Annotated in this window: 24 protein-coding genes; 2 read left to right on the top strand and 22 right to left on the bottom strand. The window is 62.6% G+C overall.

Annotated features, from left to right (window positions below):
* Nucleotides 1–231: 231 nt before the first annotated feature.
* The 20 genes from AC4PS7_RS19415 to AC4PS7_RS19510 are packed head-to-tail and all read right to left on the bottom strand — an operon-like array spanning nucleotide 232 to nucleotide 17,597.
* Nucleotides 232–684 (bottom strand): hypothetical protein, encoded by a 453-nt coding sequence (locus AC4PS7_RS19415; protein WP_096143961.1) that lies wholly within the window; start codon nucleotides 682–684, stop codon nucleotides 232–234.
* A gap of 26 nt (nucleotides 685–710) precedes the next feature.
* On the bottom strand, nucleotides 711–1,937 hold the full coding sequence (locus AC4PS7_RS19420) for a beta-ketoacyl-ACP synthase (protein WP_010213741.1): 1,227 nt from the start codon (nucleotides 1,935–1,937) through the stop codon (nucleotides 711–713).
* Nucleotides 1,937–2,665, bottom strand: a complete 729-nt coding sequence (gene fabG, locus AC4PS7_RS19425) for a 3-oxoacyl-ACP reductase FabG (protein ID WP_010213740.1) — start codon at nucleotides 2,663–2,665, stop codon at nucleotides 1,937–1,939. Before fabG ends, AC4PS7_RS19420 begins: the two co-directional genes overlap by 1 nt.
* Complete coding sequence (locus tag AC4PS7_RS19430) at nucleotides 2,662–3,123, bottom strand: hotdog family protein (RefSeq protein WP_010213738.1); 462 nt, start codon at nucleotides 3,121–3,123, stop codon at nucleotides 2,662–2,664. Before AC4PS7_RS19430 ends, fabG begins: the two co-directional genes overlap by 4 nt.
* Nucleotides 3,120–4,286: a beta-ketoacyl-[acyl-carrier-protein] synthase family protein gene (locus AC4PS7_RS19435; protein WP_042571358.1), complete on the bottom strand. Its 1,167-nt coding sequence runs from the start codon at nucleotides 4,284–4,286 to the stop codon at nucleotides 3,120–3,122. Before AC4PS7_RS19435 ends, AC4PS7_RS19430 begins: the two co-directional genes overlap by 4 nt.
* Nucleotides 4,283–4,765, bottom strand: a complete 483-nt coding sequence (locus AC4PS7_RS19440) for a hypothetical protein (RefSeq protein ID WP_021493276.1) — start codon at nucleotides 4,763–4,765, stop codon at nucleotides 4,283–4,285. Before AC4PS7_RS19440 ends, AC4PS7_RS19435 begins: the two co-directional genes overlap by 4 nt.
* Nucleotides 4,762–5,496: a class I SAM-dependent methyltransferase gene (locus AC4PS7_RS19445; RefSeq protein ID WP_042571360.1), complete on the bottom strand. Its 735-nt coding sequence runs from the start codon at nucleotides 5,494–5,496 to the stop codon at nucleotides 4,762–4,764. The genes AC4PS7_RS19440 and AC4PS7_RS19445 overlap by 4 nt, the downstream gene beginning before the upstream one ends.
* Nucleotides 5,493–6,740: an NAD(P)/FAD-dependent oxidoreductase gene (locus AC4PS7_RS19450; RefSeq protein ID WP_305436878.1), complete on the bottom strand. Its 1,248-nt coding sequence runs from the start codon at nucleotides 6,738–6,740 to the stop codon at nucleotides 5,493–5,495. Before AC4PS7_RS19450 ends, AC4PS7_RS19445 begins: the two co-directional genes overlap by 4 nt.
* Nucleotides 6,741–6,773: 33 nt before the next feature.
* Nucleotides 6,774–9,086, bottom strand: coding sequence for an MMPL family transporter (locus AC4PS7_RS19455; protein WP_010213728.1), 2,313 nt, complete (start codon nucleotides 9,084–9,086; stop codon nucleotides 6,774–6,776).
* The gene (locus tag AC4PS7_RS19460; RefSeq protein WP_021493274.1) at nucleotides 9,076–9,738 is read right to left on the bottom strand and encodes an outer membrane lipoprotein carrier protein LolA; all 663 of its coding nucleotides are present in this window, start codon (nucleotides 9,736–9,738) and stop codon (nucleotides 9,076–9,078) included. The genes AC4PS7_RS19455 and AC4PS7_RS19460 overlap by 11 nt, the downstream gene beginning before the upstream one ends.
* Nucleotides 9,739–9,767: 29 nt before the next feature.
* Complete coding sequence (locus AC4PS7_RS19465; protein ID WP_021493273.1) at nucleotides 9,768–10,193, bottom strand: acyl-CoA thioesterase; 426 nt, start codon at nucleotides 10,191–10,193, stop codon at nucleotides 9,768–9,770.
* Nucleotides 10,186–11,727, bottom strand: a complete 1,542-nt coding sequence (locus AC4PS7_RS19470; RefSeq protein WP_010213722.1) for an HAL/PAL/TAL family ammonia-lyase — start codon at nucleotides 11,725–11,727, stop codon at nucleotides 10,186–10,188. Before AC4PS7_RS19470 ends, AC4PS7_RS19465 begins: the two co-directional genes overlap by 8 nt.
* Nucleotides 11,711–12,646 (bottom strand): lysophospholipid acyltransferase family protein, encoded by a 936-nt coding sequence (locus AC4PS7_RS19475; protein ID WP_010213720.1) that lies wholly within the window; start codon nucleotides 12,644–12,646, stop codon nucleotides 11,711–11,713. The genes AC4PS7_RS19470 and AC4PS7_RS19475 overlap by 17 nt, the downstream gene beginning before the upstream one ends.
* Nucleotides 12,643–13,377 (bottom strand): glycosyltransferase family 2 protein, encoded by a 735-nt coding sequence (locus tag AC4PS7_RS19480; RefSeq protein WP_010213719.1) that lies wholly within the window; start codon nucleotides 13,375–13,377, stop codon nucleotides 12,643–12,645. Before AC4PS7_RS19480 ends, AC4PS7_RS19475 begins: the two co-directional genes overlap by 4 nt.
* Nucleotides 13,370–15,040 carry an acyl-CoA synthetase family protein gene (locus AC4PS7_RS19485; protein WP_021493271.1) on the bottom strand — a complete coding sequence of 557 codons (1,671 nt, stop codon included), beginning with the start codon at nucleotides 15,038–15,040 and terminating at the stop codon, nucleotides 13,370–13,372. The genes AC4PS7_RS19480 and AC4PS7_RS19485 overlap by 8 nt, the downstream gene beginning before the upstream one ends.
* Nucleotides 15,037–15,582 (bottom strand): COG4648 family protein, encoded by a 546-nt coding sequence (locus AC4PS7_RS19490; RefSeq protein ID WP_010213716.1) that lies wholly within the window; start codon nucleotides 15,580–15,582, stop codon nucleotides 15,037–15,039. The genes AC4PS7_RS19485 and AC4PS7_RS19490 overlap by 4 nt, the downstream gene beginning before the upstream one ends.
* Nucleotides 15,579–15,833 carry an acyl carrier protein gene (locus tag AC4PS7_RS19495; RefSeq protein ID WP_003187949.1) on the bottom strand — a complete coding sequence of 85 codons (255 nt, stop codon included), beginning with the start codon at nucleotides 15,831–15,833 and terminating at the stop codon, nucleotides 15,579–15,581. The genes AC4PS7_RS19490 and AC4PS7_RS19495 overlap by 4 nt, the downstream gene beginning before the upstream one ends.
* Before the next feature lie 9 nt (nucleotides 15,834–15,842).
* Nucleotides 15,843–16,112, bottom strand: a complete 270-nt coding sequence (locus AC4PS7_RS19500; RefSeq protein WP_010213712.1) for a phosphopantetheine-binding protein — start codon at nucleotides 16,110–16,112, stop codon at nucleotides 15,843–15,845.
* Nucleotides 16,090–16,902: a lysophospholipid acyltransferase family protein gene (locus AC4PS7_RS19505; protein WP_010213711.1), complete on the bottom strand. Its 813-nt coding sequence runs from the start codon at nucleotides 16,900–16,902 to the stop codon at nucleotides 16,090–16,092. Before AC4PS7_RS19505 ends, AC4PS7_RS19500 begins: the two co-directional genes overlap by 23 nt.
* Nucleotides 16,878–17,597: a beta-ketoacyl synthase chain length factor gene (locus AC4PS7_RS19510; protein WP_042571366.1), complete on the bottom strand. Its 720-nt coding sequence runs from the start codon at nucleotides 17,595–17,597 to the stop codon at nucleotides 16,878–16,880. The genes AC4PS7_RS19505 and AC4PS7_RS19510 overlap by 25 nt, the downstream gene beginning before the upstream one ends.
* 304 nt (nucleotides 17,598–17,901) lie before the next feature.
* Between AC4PS7_RS19510 and AC4PS7_RS19515 the strand changes: the two genes are divergently transcribed.
* Together AC4PS7_RS19515 and AC4PS7_RS19520 are read left to right on the top strand one after the other, a co-directional pair.
* The gene (locus tag AC4PS7_RS19515) at nucleotides 17,902–18,672 is read left to right on the top strand and encodes a ParA family protein (RefSeq protein ID WP_010213709.1); all 771 of its coding nucleotides are present in this window, start codon (nucleotides 17,902–17,904) and stop codon (nucleotides 18,670–18,672) included.
* Nucleotides 18,673–19,156: 484 nt separating this feature from the next.
* Nucleotides 19,157–19,345, top strand: a complete 189-nt coding sequence (locus AC4PS7_RS19520; protein WP_492179695.1) for a DUF6124 family protein — start codon at nucleotides 19,157–19,159, stop codon at nucleotides 19,343–19,345.
* 129 nt (nucleotides 19,346–19,474) lie between these two features.
* Here AC4PS7_RS19520 and trxC read toward each other — a convergent pair whose 3' ends face one another.
* Together trxC and selO are read right to left on the bottom strand one after the other, a co-directional pair.
* Nucleotides 19,475–19,909 (bottom strand): thioredoxin TrxC, encoded by a 435-nt coding sequence (gene trxC, locus AC4PS7_RS19525; protein ID WP_010213707.1) that lies wholly within the window; start codon nucleotides 19,907–19,909, stop codon nucleotides 19,475–19,477.
* 111 nt (nucleotides 19,910–20,020) lie between these two features.
* Complete coding sequence (selO, locus tag AC4PS7_RS19530; RefSeq protein ID WP_010213706.1) at nucleotides 20,021–21,484, bottom strand: protein adenylyltransferase SelO; 1,464 nt, start codon at nucleotides 21,482–21,484, stop codon at nucleotides 20,021–20,023.
* Nucleotides 21,485–21,515 lie beyond the last annotated feature (31 nt).

The following is a 21,515-nucleotide window of genomic DNA, read 5'->3' on the forward strand; positions in this document are numbered from 1 at the left end:
AGCACGCGTACTTCAACGCGAAGCATATCGAGGTGGGAGCTGTCGAGCTTCAGCGAGGCTGCGAAAGGATCACCGCGCCGTGTCTGCAAGACCGCAGCGCCTGCATCGCAGCCTCGCTAAAGCTCGACAGCTCCCACATTTGATCGTCGCAGTTTTCCAACTGTGGTTGCTTCAGGCATATGCCTGAGTTCCCGAAAGGCGCCCTTTGTCGTTTCTGAGGGCGCGACTACCTCAGTTCTGCTTGGTACTGCCCGTCTGCTCAAACAACTGCGCCGCCGACCCTGCCTCACCACTCACACCATTGCTGCGCAACCCCGCCATGATGTCGCTGTCCAGGTTGTTCACCCAACGGTTGTAGTTGCGATGGATCTTGCCGTCCTTGTAACCGAGGTCGCGGCTGTCACGGTAGGTGATCGCGTAGCTGTTGCGGGTGTAGCGAATGTCGATGGCCGCGTAATACTGGTTGCGCACCGTGATCTCGGCCTGCACCAGTTGTGGGCTCAGGCGTTGAACCGTCCATTCACGTTTTTGCAGGGCGTTGACGATCACCGCTTTCATTTTTTCTTCGCTGACTTGGGCGTTGGCCGGCAGGTCGTGCAGGGTGTTGAGGATCGGCTTGCTGGTGCAGCCGGCGGTGACCAGCAGGGTCAGGGTGATCAGGGTGACGCGTAGCAAGGAAGACATTCCGTATTCTCCAATCGATTAAAAAGTCAGGACCAGCGGCGGAAGATCAGCGACGTATTGACGCCGCCAAAGGCAAAGTTGTTGTTCATCACGTAGTCGTGGTGCATCTCGCGGAACTCACCTTGCAGGTAATCCAGCTCTCCGCATTGCGGGTCTACCGACTCCAGGTTGAAGGTGTGCACGTACTGGTCGCGGTTCATCATCTCGATGCTGAACCATGACTCCAGCGCGCCGCATGCACCCAAGGTGTGGCCGAGGAAACTCTTCTGCGAGCTGATGGGCATGCGACTGCCGAACAGACTGCTGGTGGCCAACGTCTCGGCGATATCGCCCTGGTCGGTCGCTGTGCCGTGACCGTTTACGTAGCCGATCGCGGAAGGTTCAAGCCCGGCATCTTCCAGGGCCAGTTCCATCGCACGACGCATGGTTTTCTGTTCCGGGCGGGTAGTGTGCTGGCCATCGGCGTTGCTGCCGAAGCCCACCAGTTCGGCGTGGATATGCGCACCACGGGCCAACGCATGTTCCAGTTCTTCGAGCACCAGCATGCCGCCGCCTTCGCCGATCACCAGCCCGTCGCGGCCGCTGTCGTAGGGGCGCGGGCTGGTCTGCGGCGCATCATTTTTCAGGCTGGTGGCGTAGAGCGCGTCGAACACCATGGCTTCGGTGGGGCACAGCTCTTCGGCGCCGCCGGCGAGCATCAATGGCAAGCGGCCGAACTTGATCGCTTCATAGGCATAGCCGATGCCCTGGCTGCCGCTGGTGCAGGCGCTGGAGGTGGGGATCAGCCGCCCGGTCAGGCCAAAAAAGATGCTGATATTCGCCGCCGTGGTGTGCGGCATCATGCGCACATAGGAGTTGGCATTCAGCCCCTCGGCCACCGAGTTCAGCAGCATGTTGCCGAACGCCTTGATCTCGTCGGTGCTGCCGGTGGACGAGCCGCAGGCCACACCCATGCGCCCGTCCTTGATCGACTCGTCGCCGAGCAAGCCGGCGTCCTGCAACGCCTGTTCCGCCGCCCACACCGCCAGGCGTGACACCCGGCCCATGCTGCGCAGTTGCTTGCGTGTCCAGTGAGCGGGCACGACAAAATCGTCGATCGGCCCGGCCAGGCGCGTGTTCAATTCGGTAAAGCGGTCCCACTCGTCCATGCGCCGAATGCCGCTGCGGTTGGCGCGGAAGTTGGCGGCGATGGTGTCCCAATCGCTGCCCAGGGAGGTCATGCCGGCCATGCCGGTGACGACAACGCGCTTCATCAGCACAGGCCTCCATTCACGGCCAGGACCTGGCGCGTGATGTAGCCTGCCTCGGCCGACATCAGGAAATTCACCGCACCGGCCACTTCTTCCGGCGTACCCATGCGCTGCGCCGGGATCATCTTCATCAGTTCTTCCACCGGCACGTTCTCATCCAGCATGGCGGTGTCGATCAAGCCGGGGGCGACGCAGTTGACGGTGATCTTGCGTTTGCCCAGCTCGATGGCCAGGGCCTTGGCCGCACCGATCAAGCCGGCTTTGGAGGCGCTGTAATTGACCTGGCCGCGGTTGCCGATCAGACCGGAAACCGAGGTGATGCAGACGATACGCCCGGCCGCGCGACGACGAATCATCGGCATCATCACCGGGTGCAGCACGTTGTAGAAACCGTCGAGGTTGGTGCGCATCACCACGTCCCAGTCGTCTTCCGACAAGGCCGGGAAGGCGCCGTCACGGGTCAGTCCGGCGTTGAGCACCACGCCGTAATAGGCGCCATGTTGCTCGACATCGGCTTCCAGGATGGCTTTGCACACAGCACGGTCCGCCACATCGAACTGCAGCACCCGCGCCTTGCGGCCCAGGGCTTCAACCTCGGCCAGCACTGCATCGGCTTCGGCACGACCGCTGCGGCAATGCAGCACGATGTCATGCCCGGCCTGGGCCAGGCGCAGGGCGATAGCGCGGCCGATGCCACGGCTGGAGCCGGTGACCAGTACGGATTCAGTCATGGCGTTACGTCCTTCGATTCATCTAAATAGTTAGCCGCCTGGGGCGGTCGAAATACATTCAAACGGGCGCTGGCCTGGATTCCATCACCGGTCAGGTGGCATTCGAACACACCCATGCCGTTGTCGTCTTCCAGGGAGCGCAGGCCGTGGATCGCCAGCTCAGCGCCTGTCGGGAAGCAATCCACGTTGCACTCGAATTTACGTGTGCCGAGCAGGAAGCCCAGCTCCACGGCTTCGCCTTTCTGACGCGCGCGGCAACCGGCGTAGGCGGCGACGCTTTGCGCCATCAACTCGATGCCGACCCAGGCCGGCAGGCTGCCGTCCGGGCGGTTGAACAGGCCGCCGGGTTTGACGGTCATGCGGGTGTGGATCTGCTCTTCATCGAACGACAGCACCTGGTCGATCAGGATCATGTCGCCCGCGTGGGGCAGCAGTTCGGCGAGTGGCCAATCGATCATGGGGCCTCTCCGATTATCAGGCTGACATTGTTACCGCCGAAGGCAAACGAATTGCTCATCAGGCAGCGCTTTCCCAGGGGTTCTGCAGCTTGCGCCCATTGTAAAGCGGGCAGTGCCGGGTCGGCCTGGCCGTCCCACACATGGGGAGGGACGCGGTTGTGAGCCAGGCTCAACCAGCAGAACGCAGCTTCCAGCGCCCCGGCTGCGCCCAGGGTGTGGCCGCTCATGGGTTTGGTCGACGAACAGGCCACGCCGTCCGGGAACAGGCTGGCGACGGCCAGGCTTTCCATGGCGTCGTTATGTTGGGTCGCCGTGCCGTGAAGGTTCAGGTAACCAATCTGCTCGGGCTGCAGTTGGGCGCTGGCCAAGGCCTTGCGCATCGACTGCAATGCGCCTTTGCCGGTGGGCTCGGGCGCCGAGATATGGTGTGCATCGCAACTGGCGCCGCTGCCCAGCAGGGCGATGGGCGCGCGCTCCTTGCTCATCAGAAACAGCACGGCCGCTTCGCCGATGTTGATGCCGTTGCGGTTCACCGAGAACGGATTGCAGCGTTCGTTCGACACCGCGTCCAATGAGCTGAAACCGTTGAGGGTCAGCTTGCACAGGCTGTCGACGCCGCCGCAGATCACCGCATCGCACACGCCCAGGTCCAGCAAGCGCTGGGCACTCATCAAGGCGCGGGCGCTGGAGGTGCAGGCGGTGGAAATCACATAAGCCGGGCCGCTCAGTTGCAGCCAGTCGGCGAGGAAATTTGCCGGCGCGCTGAGTTCCTGTTGCTGGTAGTCGTAGTCGCCGGGGAATTGCTGTTCCCGCAGGAAGTGGGCGATGCCACGACTGGCCTCGTCGATGCCCGAGGTGCTGGTGCCGAGCACAATGCCGACCCGCGAAGCGCCGTAGGTGTGGATCGCCTGGCGGATCGCGCCCTCGATCTGCAACGCGGCCTCCAGTAGCAACTGGTTATTGCGGCTGCTTTGCTGGCCCAGCTCGGCGGGGATGGTCGCCAGCTCGCCGTGTACACCGGCCACCGGTAATACGCGCTCCGGCACCCAGCCGCTTTCGGCGCGCATCCCGCTGCAGTCACCGGCAAACAGGTTACGGCTGACTTCATCCTGGCCACGGCCAAGGGCGCAGATCACGCCCAGCGCGTTGAGGTAGGCGCTCATCGGGCGGCTCCGAGCGGCGTGATGCGGTAGCTCAAGGGCTGGCCGGTGATGTTCACGCTGAAGACCTCGGACGATTGATACACAATCTGCCAATGCCCCGGCAGGGTGCGCGTCAGGTCCATGGCCTGGGCGCTGGGGTAGAGCGCGCGCACGTCATCCGCCGAGGTCAAGGCAAACAGCAACGCGGCAAACAGCTCACGCGCCTGGGGGTTGGGCGGCAGCAAGCCATCGGCCTGCCATTTGCCATCGATCAGTTTTTGGCGGGCCTGGGGGATGCCCAGCGGGTCCATCATCGACCACCGAATGCCGCCGCCTTCGCGCTGGATCACCAGCAGCCAGTCCTGGCTCTGGCCATCGGCCAGGCGCTGCACATGCAGTTGCACCGGCAAGGCCAGGGTTGGGGTTTTCTCGGGCAGCGGCGGTTGGCTGGCGCAGGCGCTCAGCAGCAACAGGCAGGCGATCAACCACGTGCGCATCATGGGGCAGCGCTCGTCAGAGGTTTGCGTGCCACACAGTTGACCAACGTTTCCTCACGCTGGCCTACCGGTGGCGCCTTGCGCAGGCCCCAGCGTTCCAGCAGGCCGAAATCGCGGGAACGGCTCCACCACAGGTATGGATACGAGACGTGTTGCGGGCCGAATTCAAAACCCTGCTCGCGGATCATCTCCAGGTACTCTTCGGCGCTTTTCTGCACATGCATCGGGTGGCGGAACAGCCAGCGGATCACCCAGGTGTCGATATAGGCTTCGGTGGATTCGGCAAACAGCAGATAACCACCCGGCTTGAGCACGCGGTAGAACTCCTTGAGTGCGCGGTGCTGTTCCACCAGGTGGTGGAAGGTCTGGTGGCAGAACAGGATATCGACGCTTTCGTCCGGCACTTGCAAGGTGGCGCAGTCGCTGCCGATCAGCTCGATGGCCAAGCCTTGGCGCTTGGCTTCTTCACGGCTCAGTTCCAGGCTGTGCGGGTCGGCATCCAGGCCGATCAGGCGCGCGGGGGCGAACACCTGCTGCAAGTACTGGAACGATTTGCCCTGGCCACAACCGGCGTCCAGCAGTACCGGCGCTTCTGGCAAGGAGTCGGTAAACAGGCTACGCAGGTCGTTGATCGCCACGCGCAGCACATGGTGCTGCCAGGTGTGGCTGCGCAGGAACCAAAAGCCGAACTTGGTCTCTTCGACGTAGTTTTTACTCAGGTACTGACTGCTCATACCGGCTCACTCGCACAAATCTCCGATAACATCCGCAACCGGCGCTTGGGCTCGCTCACAAACGGGTTGCGCTCATCCCACGCGTAACCGGCGAGGATCGAACAGATCATCCGGCGAATGTCCGGCGAACTGTCCGGATGGAAGATCACATCCTGGAAGGTCCCGGCGTACCAACCCTCGACGTAGCAGCGGAAGGTGTCCACGCCACGTTTCAACGGCGCTGCAAATTCGCTCTCCCAGTCCACGGTTTCGCCTTTGAGCTGACGATGCAGCACGCCAGCGGCCATGCTCGCCGAGCGCATGGCGATGGTCACCCCGGAGGAAAACACCGGGTCGAGGAATTCCGCCGCATTGCCCAGCAATGCAAAGCCCGGCCCGTGCAGGGTTTTGACGTTGGCCGCGTAGCCGCCGATGGTGCGCGCGGGCGTATCCCACACGGCGTTTTGCAGCACGCCGGACAGGCTTGGGGTTTCCTCGATAAAGCCGCGCAGACAGGCATCGAGGTCACCATCGCGGCCGTCGAAATGTTCCTTGGCCGCGACCACGCCCACCGAGCAGCGACCGTTGCTGAACGGGATGGTCCAGAACCAGATGTCACGCTGGGTCGGATGTGTGGTCACCAGAATCTTGTTACGGTCGAAGCCAGGATGTTCGATGCGGTCTTCGACGTGGGTGAACACGGCCTGGCGCACAGGAAAGTCGGACGGCAGATCCAGGTCCAGCAAACGCGGCAGCACGCGGCCATAGCCGCTGGCATCGAGCACGAACTTGGCCTTGAGGTGGTACTCGCTACCGTTCTCACGGCGTACATGCAGGTAACGGGATTCGCCCTTGAAGTCCACGCCGACGAGGGTCTCGCCGTAGCGAATCTCCACGCCTTGCAGCGCGGCTTGATCGGCCAGCAGCTTGTCGAACTCGCCGCGCTGCACCTGGAAGGTGGTGGGCTTGCCGTTGCTGAAGGTGTCACTGAAATCAAAGGCGCTGTAGCGCTCGCCCCAGGCGAACGCTGCACCCGTTTTCACCTGAAACCCTGCGGCCTGTACCGCTTCGAGCATGCCCGCTTCTTCGATGAAGTCGATGCAGTGGGACAGCAGGCTTTCGCCGATCGAGAACCGCGGGAAATGCTGGCGCTCGATGATCAATACATCATGCCCTTTGCGCTTTAACAGCGCGGCGGCGATGGCCCCGGACGGACCGGCACCGATCACCACCACCTGGCGACGTTCCATTTCAACTATGGGCACGAGGGCTCCTTGCCACATTGGCGATAATCACATTCATAAGGCGTGTTTCTGTTGCCCGGCCCAGGGTGCCAGCATAAAGCTGAATGCCAGTCCCAGGCTGACCGATAAGCCGAAATTACTCACTGCCGGTGTACTGGATACGGCCAGCAGACCAAACGACAGCCAGGTTGTCAGCGCCGCCAGCAATGTTCCCAATAGACTGACCGCAGGGCCGCCAATCTGCTCGCGCATCAGGATCGCGTAGTCGACGCTGATCGCCGTGACCAACAGCAGGCCAAACAGGCTGAACAGCGTCAGCGGCTGGCCCAGCCAACCGAGGCTGGCCAGGCTGCACAGCGCAGCAAGCAGCGGCAGCGCGACGATGCGCAAGGCACCGCCGAAGCCGAACGGCAGGATCAGCAACAGTACAATCAACACGCAGGACATCAACTTCAGTTCTGCCGCGCTGATCTGTGTGTCGGCGAACACCCGGTTCAAGTCACCCAGGCGGTCCACCAGTTGCACGCCGGGTAAATCCACCGCTTGCACCCGCAGCAGCGCCGGGTTGTTCAGGCCTTGCAGGCTGACCATCGCCGCCACGCCGCCGTCCACCGGGCCCAGCCACAAGGTGCGCCAAGGCTCGGCCAATGGGCCTACCAGTGCGGCCTCGATAGTTTGCGTAGGCAACGCTTGCAGTTGCGTCACCTCGGCTTGCAGGGCGCTGGCCGGTACGCCAAGGGCCAGCAATGGCTGCCAGTGTTGCGTCAGTGTGTTCAAGGCATCACGCAGTTGTTGCTGCTCGGCGGGCAGGCTGACCAGTTGATTGAGCGCCAGATAGCCCTTGAGCTTATCCATGTTCACCAATTGATCCAGGCGCTGCGCCAGTGCGCTTTGGCGCTCCAGCAACTGCCGCTCATCCTGCGCCCGCACCAGGAAAAACTGGCTGGTGGGCTGGAACCCGGTAATCCGCGCGACGGCCTGTGCTTCTTCCAGCAATTGCGGCGGCGCGCCGATCCATTGGCGGATATCGTTTTTGCTGTTGAGGTGCCACAGCCCACCGGCGCAAAACAGCAGCACCAGCGCCAGCAGTACGGGGCTCGGTACGCGCTTGAGCAGCGATTCGCGCACCCGCCACAGGCATTCAGCGATGCGCAGCGGCCACTGCGCCGGGCGCAACTCGACGCCTTTGAGCAGCGCCGGCAACAGGCACACGGCGGACAGGTAGGCGCCGACCAGGCCGGCAGCGGAGAACACCGCGATTTGCGTCAACGCCGGGAATGGCGTCCAGGCCAGCGCCAGGTAACCGATGCAACTGGTCGCCAGGCTCAGGCTCAGGCCGGGCAAGGTCAGGCGCAACGCCGGCCAGCTGCGCCATGGGCGCATGCTCCAGCTTTTCGACAGGTAGTGCAGCGGGTAATCCACCGCTACGCCGATCAGGCTGGAACCGAGCACCAAGGTCATCACATGCATATGCCCGAACAGCGCTACACAGGCCACCGCGCCAAACAGCATGCCCACCAGCACCGGCACAAAGGCCAGCAACACGCGCCAGCGGCGGAATGCGAGCAACAGTAACAACAGGATGCCGACGGTAGCGCCGCCGCCGACCCAGGTGATTTCCCGCGTGGCTTGCTGCTGACCATTGGCGGCGTACAGCAAGCCGCTGGCTGCCAGTAGTTGCGCACCGTGTGCGCTGGCTTGGGTGCGACTGGCCTGAAGCAGATCCGCCACCTGCAGCGGCAGTTTCATGTCGAAGGCATTGCCGGTGGTGCGCGCACGCAGCAGCACCCAGCTCTTGCCGTCGGCATCGGCGATCAGTGCGCCGCTGCCGATATCCAACTGCACCGAACCCTGTTGCGGCTGGCTGTTCTGGATACGCCCGGTGAGGCCCAGCCAGTCATCCTGGCTTGGCACCAAACTGAAGCCGGTAAAGGGGTCGAAGAGGGCTTGCACGCGCTCCTGGATAAACGCGTCGGGGTGCTCGATCAGTTGCTCGCGGTCCTTGGCCGAGAGCATCGCCAGGCGACCGCGCAGCAATTGCTCGCGCAGCGCCGGCAAATCGGCTTGCAGGTTCCACTGCACTTTTTCAAACAACCCGCTGGCCTGCCAGTGTTCGCCCAATTGCTGCGCGACGGCCACGGCTTGCTGGCGGTCGGCATGGCCTACCAATACCAGCAGCTCGCGGTTCAGCGGCTCCTGCATACGCTGTTCCGCTTGCTGCTCCAGGGCGTCCGGCGTGTTGCCCGGCACCAGCTCCATCAGGTTGGCGGACAACGGCGCGCCATGGCGCCACTGCCAGCCGGCCAGGGCGAGCACCGCGACCAGCAGGATCAGGAACAGGCGCGGCAGCAGGCGTTCACTGGGCAAAGTCGTGTTGCTCCGCGTCGCTCAATGGCTGGCTGGCGGTACTGTCCTGCATACGCAGCACGGTGCTGTCGCCTTGGGTTTCCAGCAGTTCGATGGTTTGCACCAAGTCACCACCTTCGATGTTGATCTGGGTGAAGACTTGCTTGAGCAACAGTGAGCGCGGGATCAACGTGAGCTTCCACTGTTTGGCCTCGCCTTGCAGCTGCAATTCGAAGTCACGCTGCAAGCCGCTGCTGTCGCCCTGGAGCACGGCGAGGAACAGGCGGTTCTGTTCGGCACCGGCGCTCTTGTTCGGCAGCAGTTGCCAGCCATTGGCGTCGCGGCGTGCAATGCCCTGGGGGCTGATGCGGTAGTCCTGTTGCAGCGGGGTTTTCAGCAGCCACAGCAGGCCGTGGTCCTTGGCGAGGACGAAGGTGCCTTTGCTGACCAAGGGTTGGGGCAGGGCGCGCAGGTGTTTTTCCTGGGTGAAGCTGCCGTGGATCACTGAGGGTTTTGCAAGTTGGTCGCTCAGCTGCTGCAAGTCGAAGGCATGGGCCAGACTTGGAATGCCCAATAGCAGGATTAACGCGATCAAGGTGGGAGCGGGCTTGCTCGCGAAGAGCCTGAGGGCGCCGCGTAGTGTCAGGCGGATCGCGTTATCGTTGACGTCCATCGGGGGCAAGCCCCCTCCCACATGTGACCTCATTTCAAAGCCCTTTCTACGGTGTCGGTGAAGACTTTGGGGGAGGCGAGCTGCATCTCGCGGCTGGCGATTTCTACGGCGACTTGCACGGTGCTGGCGCGGGTCAAGCGCTCGCCGCTGGCCAGGTCGGTGATCAGGTAATTGACCTTCAAGCGGTTCTCCCACTCCACCAGGCTGGCGCGCACGTTGATCGTCTGGCCGAACACGGCGCCGCGCACGTAGCGCAGTTGCATGTCGATGACCGGCCAGGCGTAGCCCGACTCGAGCATCGCCGTGTAGTTGTGGCCGATCTTGTCCAGCAACGCGCAGCGCGCGACTTCCAGGTACTTCACGTAATGCCCGTGCCAGACGACGTTCATGGTGTCGACGTCAAAAAACGGCACGAGGATTTCAGTGTCGCAATGCAGCACGCCTTGGCTACGCATGCAGCCTCCAGTGTTGCTCGGCGATACGTTGCAGGCACAGGCGCAATTCGCCTTCCAGCGCACGGTCTTCGATGACCGGCGGGAAGTCCTTGGCCAGTGCTTCGTGCATCGCCGCCAGTGCTGGCGGTAACGGCCGTGCATCCTCTGCCTGGGCCCGCAGCCACACGCCCTGGTTGGCGGCGAGCAGCGTGGCGGCGGCGACCTGTTCGGTCAGTTCCAGCACGCGGATCGCATCGCGGGCGGCGATGGTGCCCATGCTTACCTTGTCCTGGTTGTGGCACTCGGTAGAGCGCGAGAACACGCTGGCCGGCATGGTGTTTTTCAATGCCTCGGCGGTCCAGGCGCTGGTACCGATCTGTACGGCCTTGAAGCCGTGATTGATCATCGCGCGGTCGGCCGGCGCGCCGGAGAGGTTGCTCGGCAGGCCGTGGTTGTAGCGCACGTCCACCAGCAACGCGAGCTGACGGTCGAGCAGGTCGGCGACGTTGGCCACCAGTGTCTTGAGGCTGTCCATGGCGAAAGCGATATGCCCGCCGTAGAAGTGCCCACCGTGCAGCACGCGTTCTTCTTCGGCGTCGATGATCGGGTTGTCGTTGGCGCTATTGAGCTCGATCTCGATGAACGAGCGCAGCCAGTTCAGGCTGTCGGCCAATACGCCGAGGACGTGGGGCGCACAGCGCAACGAATAGCGATCCTGCAGACGGTGCAGCGGCGCGGTTGGCGCATCGATCGCCAGGTCCTTGCGCAACCACGCGGCGACTTGCATCTGCCCCGGGTGCGGCTTGGCGGCGAACAGGCGCTCGTCGAAGTGTTCCGGGTTGCCTTGCAACGCCACCACGTTCAGCGCGGTGATGCGCGTGGCCAGTTGCAGCAGGTAGTCGGCGCGGGCGAAGGCCAGGCAGGCCAGGCCGGTCATCACCGCGGTGCCGTTCATCAGCGCCAGGGCTTCCTTGGGACGCAGGACCAGCGGTTCCCAACCCAACTCACGGTGCACGTCGATCGCTTGGCGGCGTTCGCCACGGAACATCACTTCGCGTTCGCCGGACAGGGTCGCCGCCACGTAGGACAGTGGCGTCAGATCACCGCTCGCGCCCACCGAGCCTTCTTCCGGGATCAACGGCAGCACGTCGTGTTCGAGGAACGCATGCAGGCGCTCCAGCAACTCCACGCGCACACCGGAAACACCGTGGCACAGCGACTGCAAACGCGCGGCCAGCACGGCGCGGGTGGCTTGGGCGTCGAGCAACTTGCCCAGGCCGCACCCGTGGAAGGTGTACAGATGACGGGGCAAGGCCTCGACGTGCTGCAACGGCACCGCCACCACGCAGGAGTCGCCGTAGCCAGTGGTGACGCCGTAGATCACGCCTTCCTTGTCCAGCAGCGAGTCGAGGAACTGCGCGCCCTTGGCAATGCGCTGGCGATACGCGGCATCGCTCTGCAATTGGGTCGGCGCCTGACGGTTGGCCAGGGCCAGCACGTCTTCGATGCGCAAGGCGCGTTCGCCAAAGGTTACCGGCTCAAGATGCGTCGTCATCGGTCTTCCAGAAAGGGTAAAAGTTGAACCATTGTTGGGGCGCTTCCAGGCAGAACTGACCCAGGCGCGCGGCGTAGCGCGCGGTCCACAGGGCTATGATCTGCTCGCGGGTATTGCGTTTCCATTCGATCATGTCGGCGAAAGGCTCAATGCTCAGGCGATAGCGGCTGTTGTGCTTGAGGCACATCAGCAGGTTTACCGGGCACTTGAGCAAACCGGCCAGCAGCCACGGGCCTTGGGGGAAGGCGGCGTCATGGCCGAGGAAGTCTACGCGCACCGTGCGCCCGCCGTGCAGCGGCACGCGGTCGCCGGCAATCGCCAGCCACTCGCCGTCGTCCAGACGCTGGCTGAGCAGCAGCATGGTGGCCGGGTCCAGCTCGCTGACCTGGATCAGGCGCAAATGGGTCGCCCCGGCTTCGCCCAGCAGGCGATTGAATTGCTCGGCGTGCTTGGTGTGCACCAGCACGTTCATGGTGACCTGCTCGCCAATCTCGGCAAGAGCGCGGCACACTTCCAAGTTGCCCAGGTGCGCGCCCACCAGCATCTGCCCGCGTTCGCCGCGCAGTTGTCCGCGCAATTGCGCCGGGTCGTTGATCTCGATCTGCTCCAGGCGCAGCTTGCCGTTCCACACGTCGAGTTTGTCGAGCAGCGAGTCGGCAAACGCCATGAACTGACCAAAGACTTTCCAGTGAGTGGGGCGCAGTTCATCGCGCCCGCTCCAGTCGGCCAGGCGCTGTTGGTATTGCCAGGCGCTCTGGCGCGCGGTGCGGCCAAACAGGAAGAAGTACAGGACGATGCCGTACAGCACCGGGCTCAACAAACGTCGGCCGAGGACTTTGGCGGCGAAGGCGGTGAGCTTCATCAGCCAATAACTGCCACGTTCCTCGCGGTCGGCCCAGTGTTTGCTGCTGTCGCTCATGCCTGCCACCGTCGCCACAGGATCATCGGCGCCCGCACCAACATGCCGAAAAACAACCGGGTGTGCATGGCTGAGATGCGCACGTTGTCACGAAACAACCGGAAGTGCGACAGGCCGTCGGCGGGGTAGTGCACCTGGGTCGGCAGCCAGCGCATTGGCTGGTTGCGCCAGGCCAGGCGCACCAGAATGTCGGAGTCGAAGTCCATGCGCGTGCCGATGTAGGCCGAGTCCATCAGCGCCAGCACCGGTGTCAGCGGGTACACGCGAAAGCCGCACATCGAGTCGCGGATCTGCAGCGACAAGGTGTTGATCCACACCCACACGTGGGTCAGGTAGCGCGCATACAGGCGGCCTTTGGGCACACTGTCGTCGTATTCGGGGTAGCCGCAGATAATGGCATCGGGGTGACGGCGCGAGGTGTCGAGGAAGGTCTCGACTTCGCGCAGGTCGTGTTGGCCGTCGGCGTCGACTTGCAGGGCGTGGCTGAAGCCCAGGCGTGCGGCTTCGCGGAACCCGGCCATCACTGCACCGCCCTTGCCCTGGTTGGTGGGCAAGGTCAGTAGGGTGACGTTGTCGATCGTCGCCAGTTGCGCCAGAACCGCTGCGCAGGCCGGGCTGCTGCCGTCGTCGACCAACAGGCAAGGCAGGCCACTGTTCAACAGGCTGCGGACCACGGCGGGCACGGCCGCTTCGTGGTTGTAGACCGGGATCAGGGCGCAGGGGTTATGCATTGACGCTCTCCAGCACAATCCGACCGCTGGAGCAGGCCGCAACACCGTTGCGATAGGCGAAATACAACTTGCCGCGTTGCGCATCAAACCGCAGATGCAATTCGATAGCGTCGCCTGGCCGCACCAGTTGCTGGAACTTGAGTACTTCCATCCCGGCAAACGTTGCCGGCAAGTCGAGCAACTGCTGACCCAGATTAAATGCCCACTCCACCTGCACCACCCCCGGTAACACGGGGGTGACCGGGAAGTGCCCGCTGAAGTAGGCCAGGTCTGGCGGGACGCTCAGTTGCAAGGTCCATTCGCCATTGGCTTCGACCTGCTCCAGTACTTCCGGGGCTTTCGGTCGTGATGCCAACAAGAGCCCCTCGACTTGCGCCTGGGGCAGTTTGCCCTGGCTGTTCAGGGGCAGCTGGCGCAGTAACCGCCAGCGCCGCGGCAGTGCCAGGGCTTCGCAATGTTGGCTCAAGTGTTGGCGCAGGGTTTGCGTGAGCGTGCGACGGCCCTGATTGCGCAGCGCATGCAGGCCCTCGTCACTCAGCACCACCAGGGCGCCAAGGGACGCGCGGTTTTCCTGCACCACCCCCAGGCGGGTTTCCGCGACCCACGGGTGGGTCATCAGCGCGTGTTCCAGCATGGGCAGGGAGATGCGTTTTTCTTCCAGCTTGACGATGCGATCCAGACGACCCAGCAGCTCGAAGCGGCCATCGGCATGGATACGTGCAGCGTCGGCGGTTTGTTCGATGTGCCCTTCAGGCAGATACGGTGAAGCAATGCGCAGGGCGCCGTCGGCATCCTGGCTCAGGTGCACGTCGGCAAACGGCTGCCAAGGCTGCGCACCCTGGCGCCAGGCGATACCGCCGGTTTCCGAACTGCCGAGGATCTCTGTCGGCCATTGCTGCAAGCGGTCATAAAGGCTGCCGGCGGCTTCCACGGGCAGTGCGCCGCCGGAGGAAAACACCCGTGACACTTGGCTTAGCGCCGGCCAGTCGAGGTTGTCGCCCATGCGCTTGAGCAGCGCCGGGCTGGCGACCCAGGCAAAATGCGTGTGCTCGCGGCTGGCGCGCTGCAAATCTTCGGGGAAGGCCAGTTGCTTGCGCACAAAGGTACGCCCGGCGCACAGCGGCCAGAGCACTCGGAACAGCAAGCCGTAGATATGTTGAGTGGCAACGCTGCCGATGATGCACGCGTCTTTTAGGTCCGGGCCCCACAGGGTTTCCAGTGCCTCGACTTCATTAGCCAGCTGGCGCAGTGTCTTGTCGATGCGCTTGGGCTCGCCGCTGGAGCCGGAGGTGCACAGGCTCAGTTGGCAGCTGTCCAGATCGAGGGCGGCGGGGCTCAGTGGTGTTTGAAACAGTGCGTCCAGGTCAGCTGCTTCGGTCAGCCAGGCGTCAACGGCGGCGTCCCAGCGCTGACGGGTCTGAGGTTGCAGGTCGGCGGGCAGCAGCACGCTGACCCCGGCGCGCCAGGCGCCCAGCAGGGCAATCGCGAGCAGGCCTGCATCTTCCAGGTACACGGCCAGGCGCTGGATGCCGCGCGCTTGCAGGCCTGCGGCCAGGCTCAAGGACTGCGCCCACAGCTGGGCATGATCCATTGCAGGTTCGGTGGTGACCGGACGCTGTTCCAGCGGCTCAAGCAGCAAGTGCTCAAGTTTCAACCCATTCATACGCGGCCTCGAACCCTTTGTCGTACCAGCCATTCCACGGCAAACAACAGCCCCATCAGCCCGTAGGCGATCAGGCCGTTGTACAACGTCCACCAGCTCAGCGGCGCCCACAGGGTGAGGGCGGCGGCGAGCAGGCCATTACACAGAAAAAACACACTCCACACCACGGTGACCTGGCGGGTATACACAATGGCTTGCGCGGGCAACACCGGGTCGGTCATGCGCGCCAGGCGCTCGACCATCGGCGGGCCGTATTTGAGACTCAGGCCGAACAGCGCCAACATAAACCCGCTGACCAGGCTCGGGTACCAGCGCAGCAGGTGCGGGTTGTCGAACCAGGCCAGCAACAGGCAGAACACCATCACGGCCAACGCCATCCAGCGGCTGCCGGGGCGTCGCGCACCGGTCAGCGTGCGCAGCAGCCACAGGCCGCCCAGCAGCAGCCCGAATTGCCACGGTGCGAAGTGTTCGGTGCCGTAATACACCGCAAAGGGGTACAGCAGCCCCGCCAACAACAGGCCAAGGCCGATCAGCCGGCTCATGCGGCCGGCTGGACCAGACGGTACACCGCCTCAACCACGTCGTTCACGGTACGCACGGCCTTGAATTCTTCGGCGGCGATCTTCTTGCCGGTTTGGCGCTTGATATGGTCGATCAAGTCGACGGCGTCGATGCTATCGATTTCCAGGTCCTGGTAAAGGTTGGCGTCAAGGGTGACGCGTTCCGGCGGCAGTTCAAACAGTTCCACCAAGGCGTCGCGCAAGGTGTTGAAAATATCGTCACGAGTTTGCATGGTCCGGTCTCAAGCTGCCTGTCTGGCCGTGACGAACGCCGCAAGGCTGGCCACGTTGGTGAAGTGATTGCGGGTGTCCTTGGCGTCGGCGTCGATCTTGATGCCGTACTTTTTCTGGATCGCCAGGCCCAATTCCAGGGCGTCTACCGAATCCAGGCCGAGGCCTTCGCCGAACAGGGTTTGCTCGCTACCGATGTCGTCGACGCTGATGTCTTCCAGGCCCAAGGCCTCGATGATCAGCATCTTTATGTCGTGCTCAAGGCGGTGTTGGTCGCTCATCTTCGGCGAGCTCCTTAATAAAATAGTGATGCAGGTAATCGTTGAGCTTGCGTGAGGCCTGGGGTGGGGGCCCCAGTGTTGCGAACGCCTGTGGTTCTATATCGGCACCCACCCGCAAACTGAAGTGCACGCGGCATTTTGGGATGCGATACCAGGGTTCGGCCTTGGTCAGCGTCGTGGGGCTGACCTTGATCACCACGGGAGTGATGATTGTCGCACCGCGCAGCGCAATGGCGGCGCCGCCGCGATGAAAGGCAGGCGCTGCGCCGGGTGTGGTGCGGGTGCCTTCGGGAAAGATGATCAGGGTTTGGCCGCCACGCAGGGCATCAGCCGCCGCATCGAGCATTTCGGCACTGCCGTCGTTGCTGATATAACCCGCGTCGCGCACCGGCCCACGGGTGAAGGGGTTCTGCCACAGGCTCTGCTTGACCACGCAGTTGGCCTGGCGCACCAAGCCGATCAGGAACACCACGTCGATCAGCGACGGGTGGTTGGCGATGATCATCTGGCCTGGGCGGCCGAGTTTTTCCGTGCCTTCGACGCTGTAGGTGAGCACGCCGGCGCGCTGCATCAGGCGGATAAAGAACCAGAACAGCCAACTGATCGTATGGCGGGCGCGGCTGCGGTGTTTTGCAGCGTCCCCTGGCAGGCAACTGAGCAACGGGAACACCAGCAAACGCAGGCACAGGCCACCGAAGCCGAACAGAGCGAAGCTGGCGGCGGTGGCGAACAGGCGCCAGTAATAGGCATCCCGAGGTTTGTCGTTCAGGGCTTGCGTTGCCAGTTCCATACACGGTTCTTCCAGGCATGTTGGCAGGCGACCTGTTCGGTGAGCAGGGTGCGCAGCAGGTTCAGGGCGTGGGGCCACTGGGTTTGAGTGAGTTGGACACTGGCGCTGCTCAGTTCCAACTGCCACTCGTCGCCCGGCGTCAGCAGCAGACCAAGGGCATAGGGAAACGGCACGTCCACAATCCAGCTGGCGTAGGCTTCGGGCGGCTGTTCTTCGGTGATGACCAGCAAGACCGCGGGTGCGCCTTCGTTGAGCAAGGCCGCCGCTTCGAGCATGCCGTGCTCCAGGCCGTCACCTGCGGCCGCGAGGGCTGTCATTTCGCTGGTTTCATTGCGCAAGATCGACCACAGGCCAATCACCGCGTTGTGCACCGACAGGCTGAACTGGGTCGGCGACAGCGGCTGCTCGTTGGCCAGATCGCTGAGAATATCGAGGGTGCGCGGGGTCTCGCCGTGTCGGGAAATAAACACCAACGGCAGGTCCTGCAGGCCCTCGGCCAGTGGCCAGCCCACGCTGAAGGCCATGCGCGCCAGGCGGCTCAGGCGGCGGCGTTGCATGGCCGGCAAAAATGACACGTCAGGGCAGGCATCGCTGGCAGGGAGTAACACCGGGGCCTGGCACCAGGCGCGCCAGTCGTCCACGCTATCAAGCCCTGGGGCCCAGGCGCGCCATTGGGCGATGTTGAAAGTGATCACTGAGAAGTTATCCCGCCCCTGCGGGCTTCCATGTGCGGCTTTTGGCCCCGAATACCGGGACAGGGAGCAATAGCCGAGTGGTGCGCATTATCCCGGTGCCGTGGGGTTCTAGCAAATATTGGTAAAAAATTGTTCACGGCTGATTACAATTTGGTTGGGATTATTTACGGATTGTCCTTTACCCCTCGCCGATTTGGATTGTCAGACCCTTCCTGTTCGTTTGTCGGGGATGGATGAACGAGGTAGCGAACATTCGCTTAAGCCCTCTACACTCGAGCATTCATTGATACACGGAGGTTTTTCCATGCGGCGCGTGGTGTTCAATCAAAAAGGCGGCGTTGGCAAGTCCAGCATTGCCTGCAACCTGGCGGCAGTCAGCGCCAGCGAAGGCTATCGAACCCTGTTGGTGGACCTCGATGCACAAGCCAACTCAACCCAGTACCTCACTGGGCTGACCGGCGACGATATACCGATGGGCATTGCCGAATTTTTCAAGCAGACCCTGTCTTCCGGGCCTTTTTCGAAGAAAAACCGAGTAGATATCTACGAGACGCCCTTCGACAACCTGCATGTGATCACCGCCACCGCCGAACTGGCGGACCTGCAGCCCAAGCTCGAGGCCAAGCACAAGATCAACAAGCTGCGAAAGCTGTTGGATGAGCTGAGCGAAGATTACGACCGGATTTACCTGGACACCCCGCCAGCATTGAATTTTTATGCGGTTTCGGCGCTGATTGCCGCTGATCGTGTACTGATCCCCTTCGATTGCGACAGCTTCTCGCGCCAAGCCCTGTATGGCCTGCTGGCTGAGATTGAAGAACTGAAGGAAGACCATAACGAAGGCCTAGAAGTGGAAGGCATCGTGGTCAACCAGTTCCAGGCGCGGGCGAGTCTGCCACAGCAGATGCTGGAGGAGTTGATTGCCGAGGGCCTGCCGGTATTGCCGGTGTACCTGGCCAGCTCGGTGCGCATGCGCGAGTCGCACCAGGAGAACAAGCCCCTGATCCACCTGGACCCGCGGCATAAGCTGACGCAGCAGTTTGTCGAGCTGCATAACCTGCTGGAAAACGCGTGATCTGAACGACAACACAAAACCCTTGTGGGAGCGGGCTTGCTCGCGAATGCGGTGTGTCAGTTTCAGATGTACAGACTGAAACACCGCATTCGCGAGCAAGCCCGCTCCCACATGTGTATCGCATTCCTGCAGCTGGAGTTGGATTTTTCCCACGGGGGCTGTAGGACGGGTCTGGCAATAGGGGTTGTGCCTTGTAACGTTGCCTACAGGTAAGCCAGAATCGCCCGGCTTGTGCGTCTGGGTGGGCGTCTCTAAGGTTCCCGGGTCGCTGAATGTTCAGTGATCGGGTTTAGTAGCCCAACCGACCAAAGCAGTTACACCGCTCCCAAAGCATGGCGGCATATCGCCTATATGATGGTGGCTGTGCGCAGGGCACTTTCGGGTGCGCCGGTCTTTGCTTTGTTCCCCGGTCTACTAACCTGCGTACAGCTACCGCCCTTCGTTTAGTAGCGAAAAGGTGGTGGCCCTATCAGGGAACAAATGCATGTCTATTCGTCTTTTCAATGTGGCGCCCAACCTCCCCACCGAAACCCTCGTCCTCAACAGCTACGAAACCTTCTCCTCCGTCCGCACCTTGTTGCTCAACCTGTCCAACGACCTCAGCGGCGAACACCGCGACGTGGCCTTGGCCATTCACCAATTAAGCGAACTCGGCGTAATGCTGGTCGGCTAGATGATGGACCGCGAAGCCCCACTAACCTGAGGCTGAAACACGGTCCATGTGGGAGCTGGCTTGCCTGCGATAGCTGTAGTGAATTCAACACTGCCATCGCAGGCAAGCCCGCTCCCACATTTGACCGCGTTACACGCCCTGGCTACGCAACCAGTTCATCAACTGCGGCAACGGAAACGCCCCGCTCTGACGCGCCACTTCGCGGCCGTTCTTGAACAGAATCAAACTGGGAATCGAGCGAATCCCCAACTGCGCCGACAGCTGCTGATTGGCCTCGCTGTCGAGCTTGGCCAATCGGCACTTGCCCTGCAACTGTCCGGCCGCCTGCTCAAACACCGGCGCGAACGACTTGCACGGCCCGCACCAGTCGGCCCACACATCCACCAGCAACGGCAGGTCGCCCTTAATCTGGCTGGCGTAGTCGCCCTGTTTCAGTTCGAAAGGCTTGCTCAACAACACCGGCTGCTTGCAGCGCCCGCATTTGGGCGCGTCACTCAGGCGTTCGCCGGGGATGCGGTTAAGGCCGTTGCAATGGGGGCAGGGGATTACAAGCGGTTCGGACATCGGGAGGGCTCCTAGGGTATGGCCAATAAGTCCAATTTGGAGCCGACGCTGACATTTATCAAGGTAAATGCAGCCCCGAACCGCGCAAGACAAGCCCGCCCACTACAGCGCCTATGAGGAACAGCTGATTTCCAGGTGTTTGCCCCAATCCGGCGGCCGCTGTGCGTATTGCTCCATCCCCGCTTGCTCCTCAAACGGCTTGGACAGCACCTCGTGCAGCCGCCGGACTTCGCTGTAATCCCCTGACTCGGCTGCAGTGATGGCGTTCTGCGCGAGGTAGTTGCGCAGGATGTACAGCGGGTTCACTGCGTGCATCCGCTCACGGCGTTGCTCTTGGCTATATTCCCCATCCCGCACAACACGGGCCTTGTACTGCTCAGCCCAGGCATCAAACCCGGCCAGGTCGACAAAGTCATCGCGCAGTCGCGTCACCGCCAGCGCCGCCGATTCATCCCCCAGGCGGCGGAAGAACAGGGTGTAATCCACGCCGCTGTTCTGCATCAGTTGCAACAAGCGCTCCACCAGCTTCTGGTCATCGTCTTCGGCGGTGGTCAGCCCCAAGCGGCGGCGCATCAAATCCAGGTAATTGGCCTGATACAGCGGCAGGTACAAGCCCAGCGCTTCTTTCAAAGCATCGACGCTGATAAACGGCGTCAACGCCTGTGCCAATGCACTGAGGTTCCACTGCCCAATCGGCACTTGGTTGCTGAAGGAGTAACGCCCTTCATGGTCGGAGTGGTTGCAGATGAAATGCGCGTCAAAGTCATCCAGGAACGCAAACGGCCCGAAGTCGAACGTGATGCCCAGGATCGACATGTTGTCGGTGTTCATCACGCCATGGCAGAAGCCATAAGCCTGCCATTTTGCGATCAGTTCGGCGTTGCGCTCGACGATTTCACGGAACATCGCCAGGTACGGCTCAGGTTGTTCACGGCACTCGGGGTAGTGCAGGTTCAGTACATGCTCGGCCAAGAGTGCCTGCTGCTCGGGCTTTTTGGTGTAGTAGAAGTATTCGAAATGGCCGAAGCGGATATGACTGTGCGCCATGCGCAACACCATCGCGCCGCGCTCCTGCTTCTCGCGCCACACGGGGGTGTCGGAGCCGATCACGCACAGCGCACGGCTGCTGGGGATGCCCAGCGCGTGCAGTGCTTCGGAGGCCAGGAACTCGCGGATGGACGAGCGCAATACCGCGCGCCCATCGCCCATCCGTGAGTAAGGCGTCATCCCGGCGCCCTTCAGATGTAGGTCCCAGTGCTCGCCGGCCTCGTTGTACGCCTCGCCCAGCAACAACCCGCGGCCATCGCCCAGTTGCGGGGTGTAGCCACCGAACTGATGCCCGGAATAGACCATCGCCCGCGGTTCGGCCTCGGCCCACAGCGTGTGGCCGCCGAACAGCTCGGCGAACACCGGTGTTTCGGCAACGGCGGGATCAAGATCGAGCAGGGCCATGGCGGCCGTGCTCGCCACGACCAGGCGCGGTGCGTCGAGGGGCTCAGGCAATACGTGGGTCGAGAACGCGTCGCCCAGGCGTGCGAAGCGGTTGTCGAAGGTCAGTTCGTCGAGGGCTTTCACCGGCCATCTCCAGCAGAATGTCCGAGCATTC

This window comes from Pseudomonas sp. DW-iso3 (genome assembly GCF_058725305.1).

Excerpts from the sequence above, each read along its gene's own strand:
- AC4PS7_RS19415 (WP_096143961.1), bottom strand. The coding sequence starts at position 684 with ATGTCTTCCTTGCTACGCGTCACCCTGATCACCCTGACCCTGCTGGTC.
- AC4PS7_RS19420 (WP_010213741.1), bottom strand. The coding sequence starts at position 1,937 with ATGAAGCGCGTTGTCGTCACCGGCATGGCCGGCATGACCTCCCTGGGC.
- fabG (WP_010213740.1), bottom strand. The coding sequence starts at position 2,665 with ATGACTGAATCCGTACTGGTCACCGGCTCCAGCCGTGGCATCGGCCGC.
- AC4PS7_RS19430 (WP_010213738.1), bottom strand. The coding sequence starts at position 3,123 with ATGATCGATTGGCCACTCGCCGAACTGCTGCCCCACGCGGGCGACATG.
- AC4PS7_RS19435 (WP_042571358.1), bottom strand. The coding sequence starts at position 4,286 with ATGAGCGCCTACCTCAACGCGCTGGGCGTGATCTGCGCCCTTGGCCGT.
- AC4PS7_RS19440 (WP_021493276.1), bottom strand. The coding sequence starts at position 4,765 with ATGATGCGCACGTGGTTGATCGCCTGCCTGTTGCTGCTGAGCGCCTGC.
- AC4PS7_RS19445 (WP_042571360.1), bottom strand. The coding sequence starts at position 5,496 with ATGAGCAGTCAGTACCTGAGTAAAAACTACGTCGAAGAGACCAAGTTC.
- AC4PS7_RS19460 (WP_021493274.1), bottom strand. The coding sequence starts at position 9,738 with ATGGACGTCAACGATAACGCGATCCGCCTGACACTACGCGGCGCCCTC.
- AC4PS7_RS19465 (WP_021493273.1), bottom strand. The coding sequence starts at position 10,193 with ATGCGTAGCCAAGGCGTGCTGCATTGCGACACTGAAATCCTCGTGCCG.
- AC4PS7_RS19470 (WP_010213722.1), bottom strand. The coding sequence starts at position 11,727 with ATGACGACGCATCTTGAGCCGGTAACCTTTGGCGAACGCGCCTTGCGC.
- AC4PS7_RS19475 (WP_010213720.1), bottom strand. The coding sequence starts at position 12,646 with ATGAGCGACAGCAGCAAACACTGGGCCGACCGCGAGGAACGTGGCAGT.
- AC4PS7_RS19480 (WP_010213719.1), bottom strand. The coding sequence starts at position 13,377 with ATGCATAACCCCTGCGCCCTGATCCCGGTCTACAACCACGAAGCGGCC.
- AC4PS7_RS19485 (WP_021493271.1), bottom strand. The coding sequence starts at position 15,040 with ATGAATGGGTTGAAACTTGAGCACTTGCTGCTTGAGCCGCTGGAACAG.
- AC4PS7_RS19490 (WP_010213716.1), bottom strand. The coding sequence starts at position 15,582 with ATGAGCCGGCTGATCGGCCTTGGCCTGTTGTTGGCGGGGCTGCTGTAC.
- AC4PS7_RS19495 (WP_003187949.1), bottom strand. The coding sequence starts at position 15,833 with ATGCAAACTCGTGACGATATTTTCAACACCTTGCGCGACGCCTTGGTG.
- AC4PS7_RS19500 (WP_010213712.1), bottom strand. The coding sequence starts at position 16,112 with ATGAGCGACCAACACCGCCTTGAGCACGACATAAAGATGCTGATCATC.
- AC4PS7_RS19505 (WP_010213711.1), bottom strand. The coding sequence starts at position 16,902 with ATGGAACTGGCAACGCAAGCCCTGAACGACAAACCTCGGGATGCCTAT.
- AC4PS7_RS19515 (WP_010213709.1), top strand. The coding sequence starts at position 17,902 with ATGCGGCGCGTGGTGTTCAATCAAAAAGGCGGCGTTGGCAAGTCCAGC.
- AC4PS7_RS19520 (WP_492179695.1), top strand. The coding sequence starts at position 19,157 with ATGTCTATTCGTCTTTTCAATGTGGCGCCCAACCTCCCCACCGAAACC.
- trxC (WP_010213707.1), bottom strand. The coding sequence starts at position 19,909 with ATGTCCGAACCGCTTGTAATCCCCTGCCCCCATTGCAACGGCCTTAAC.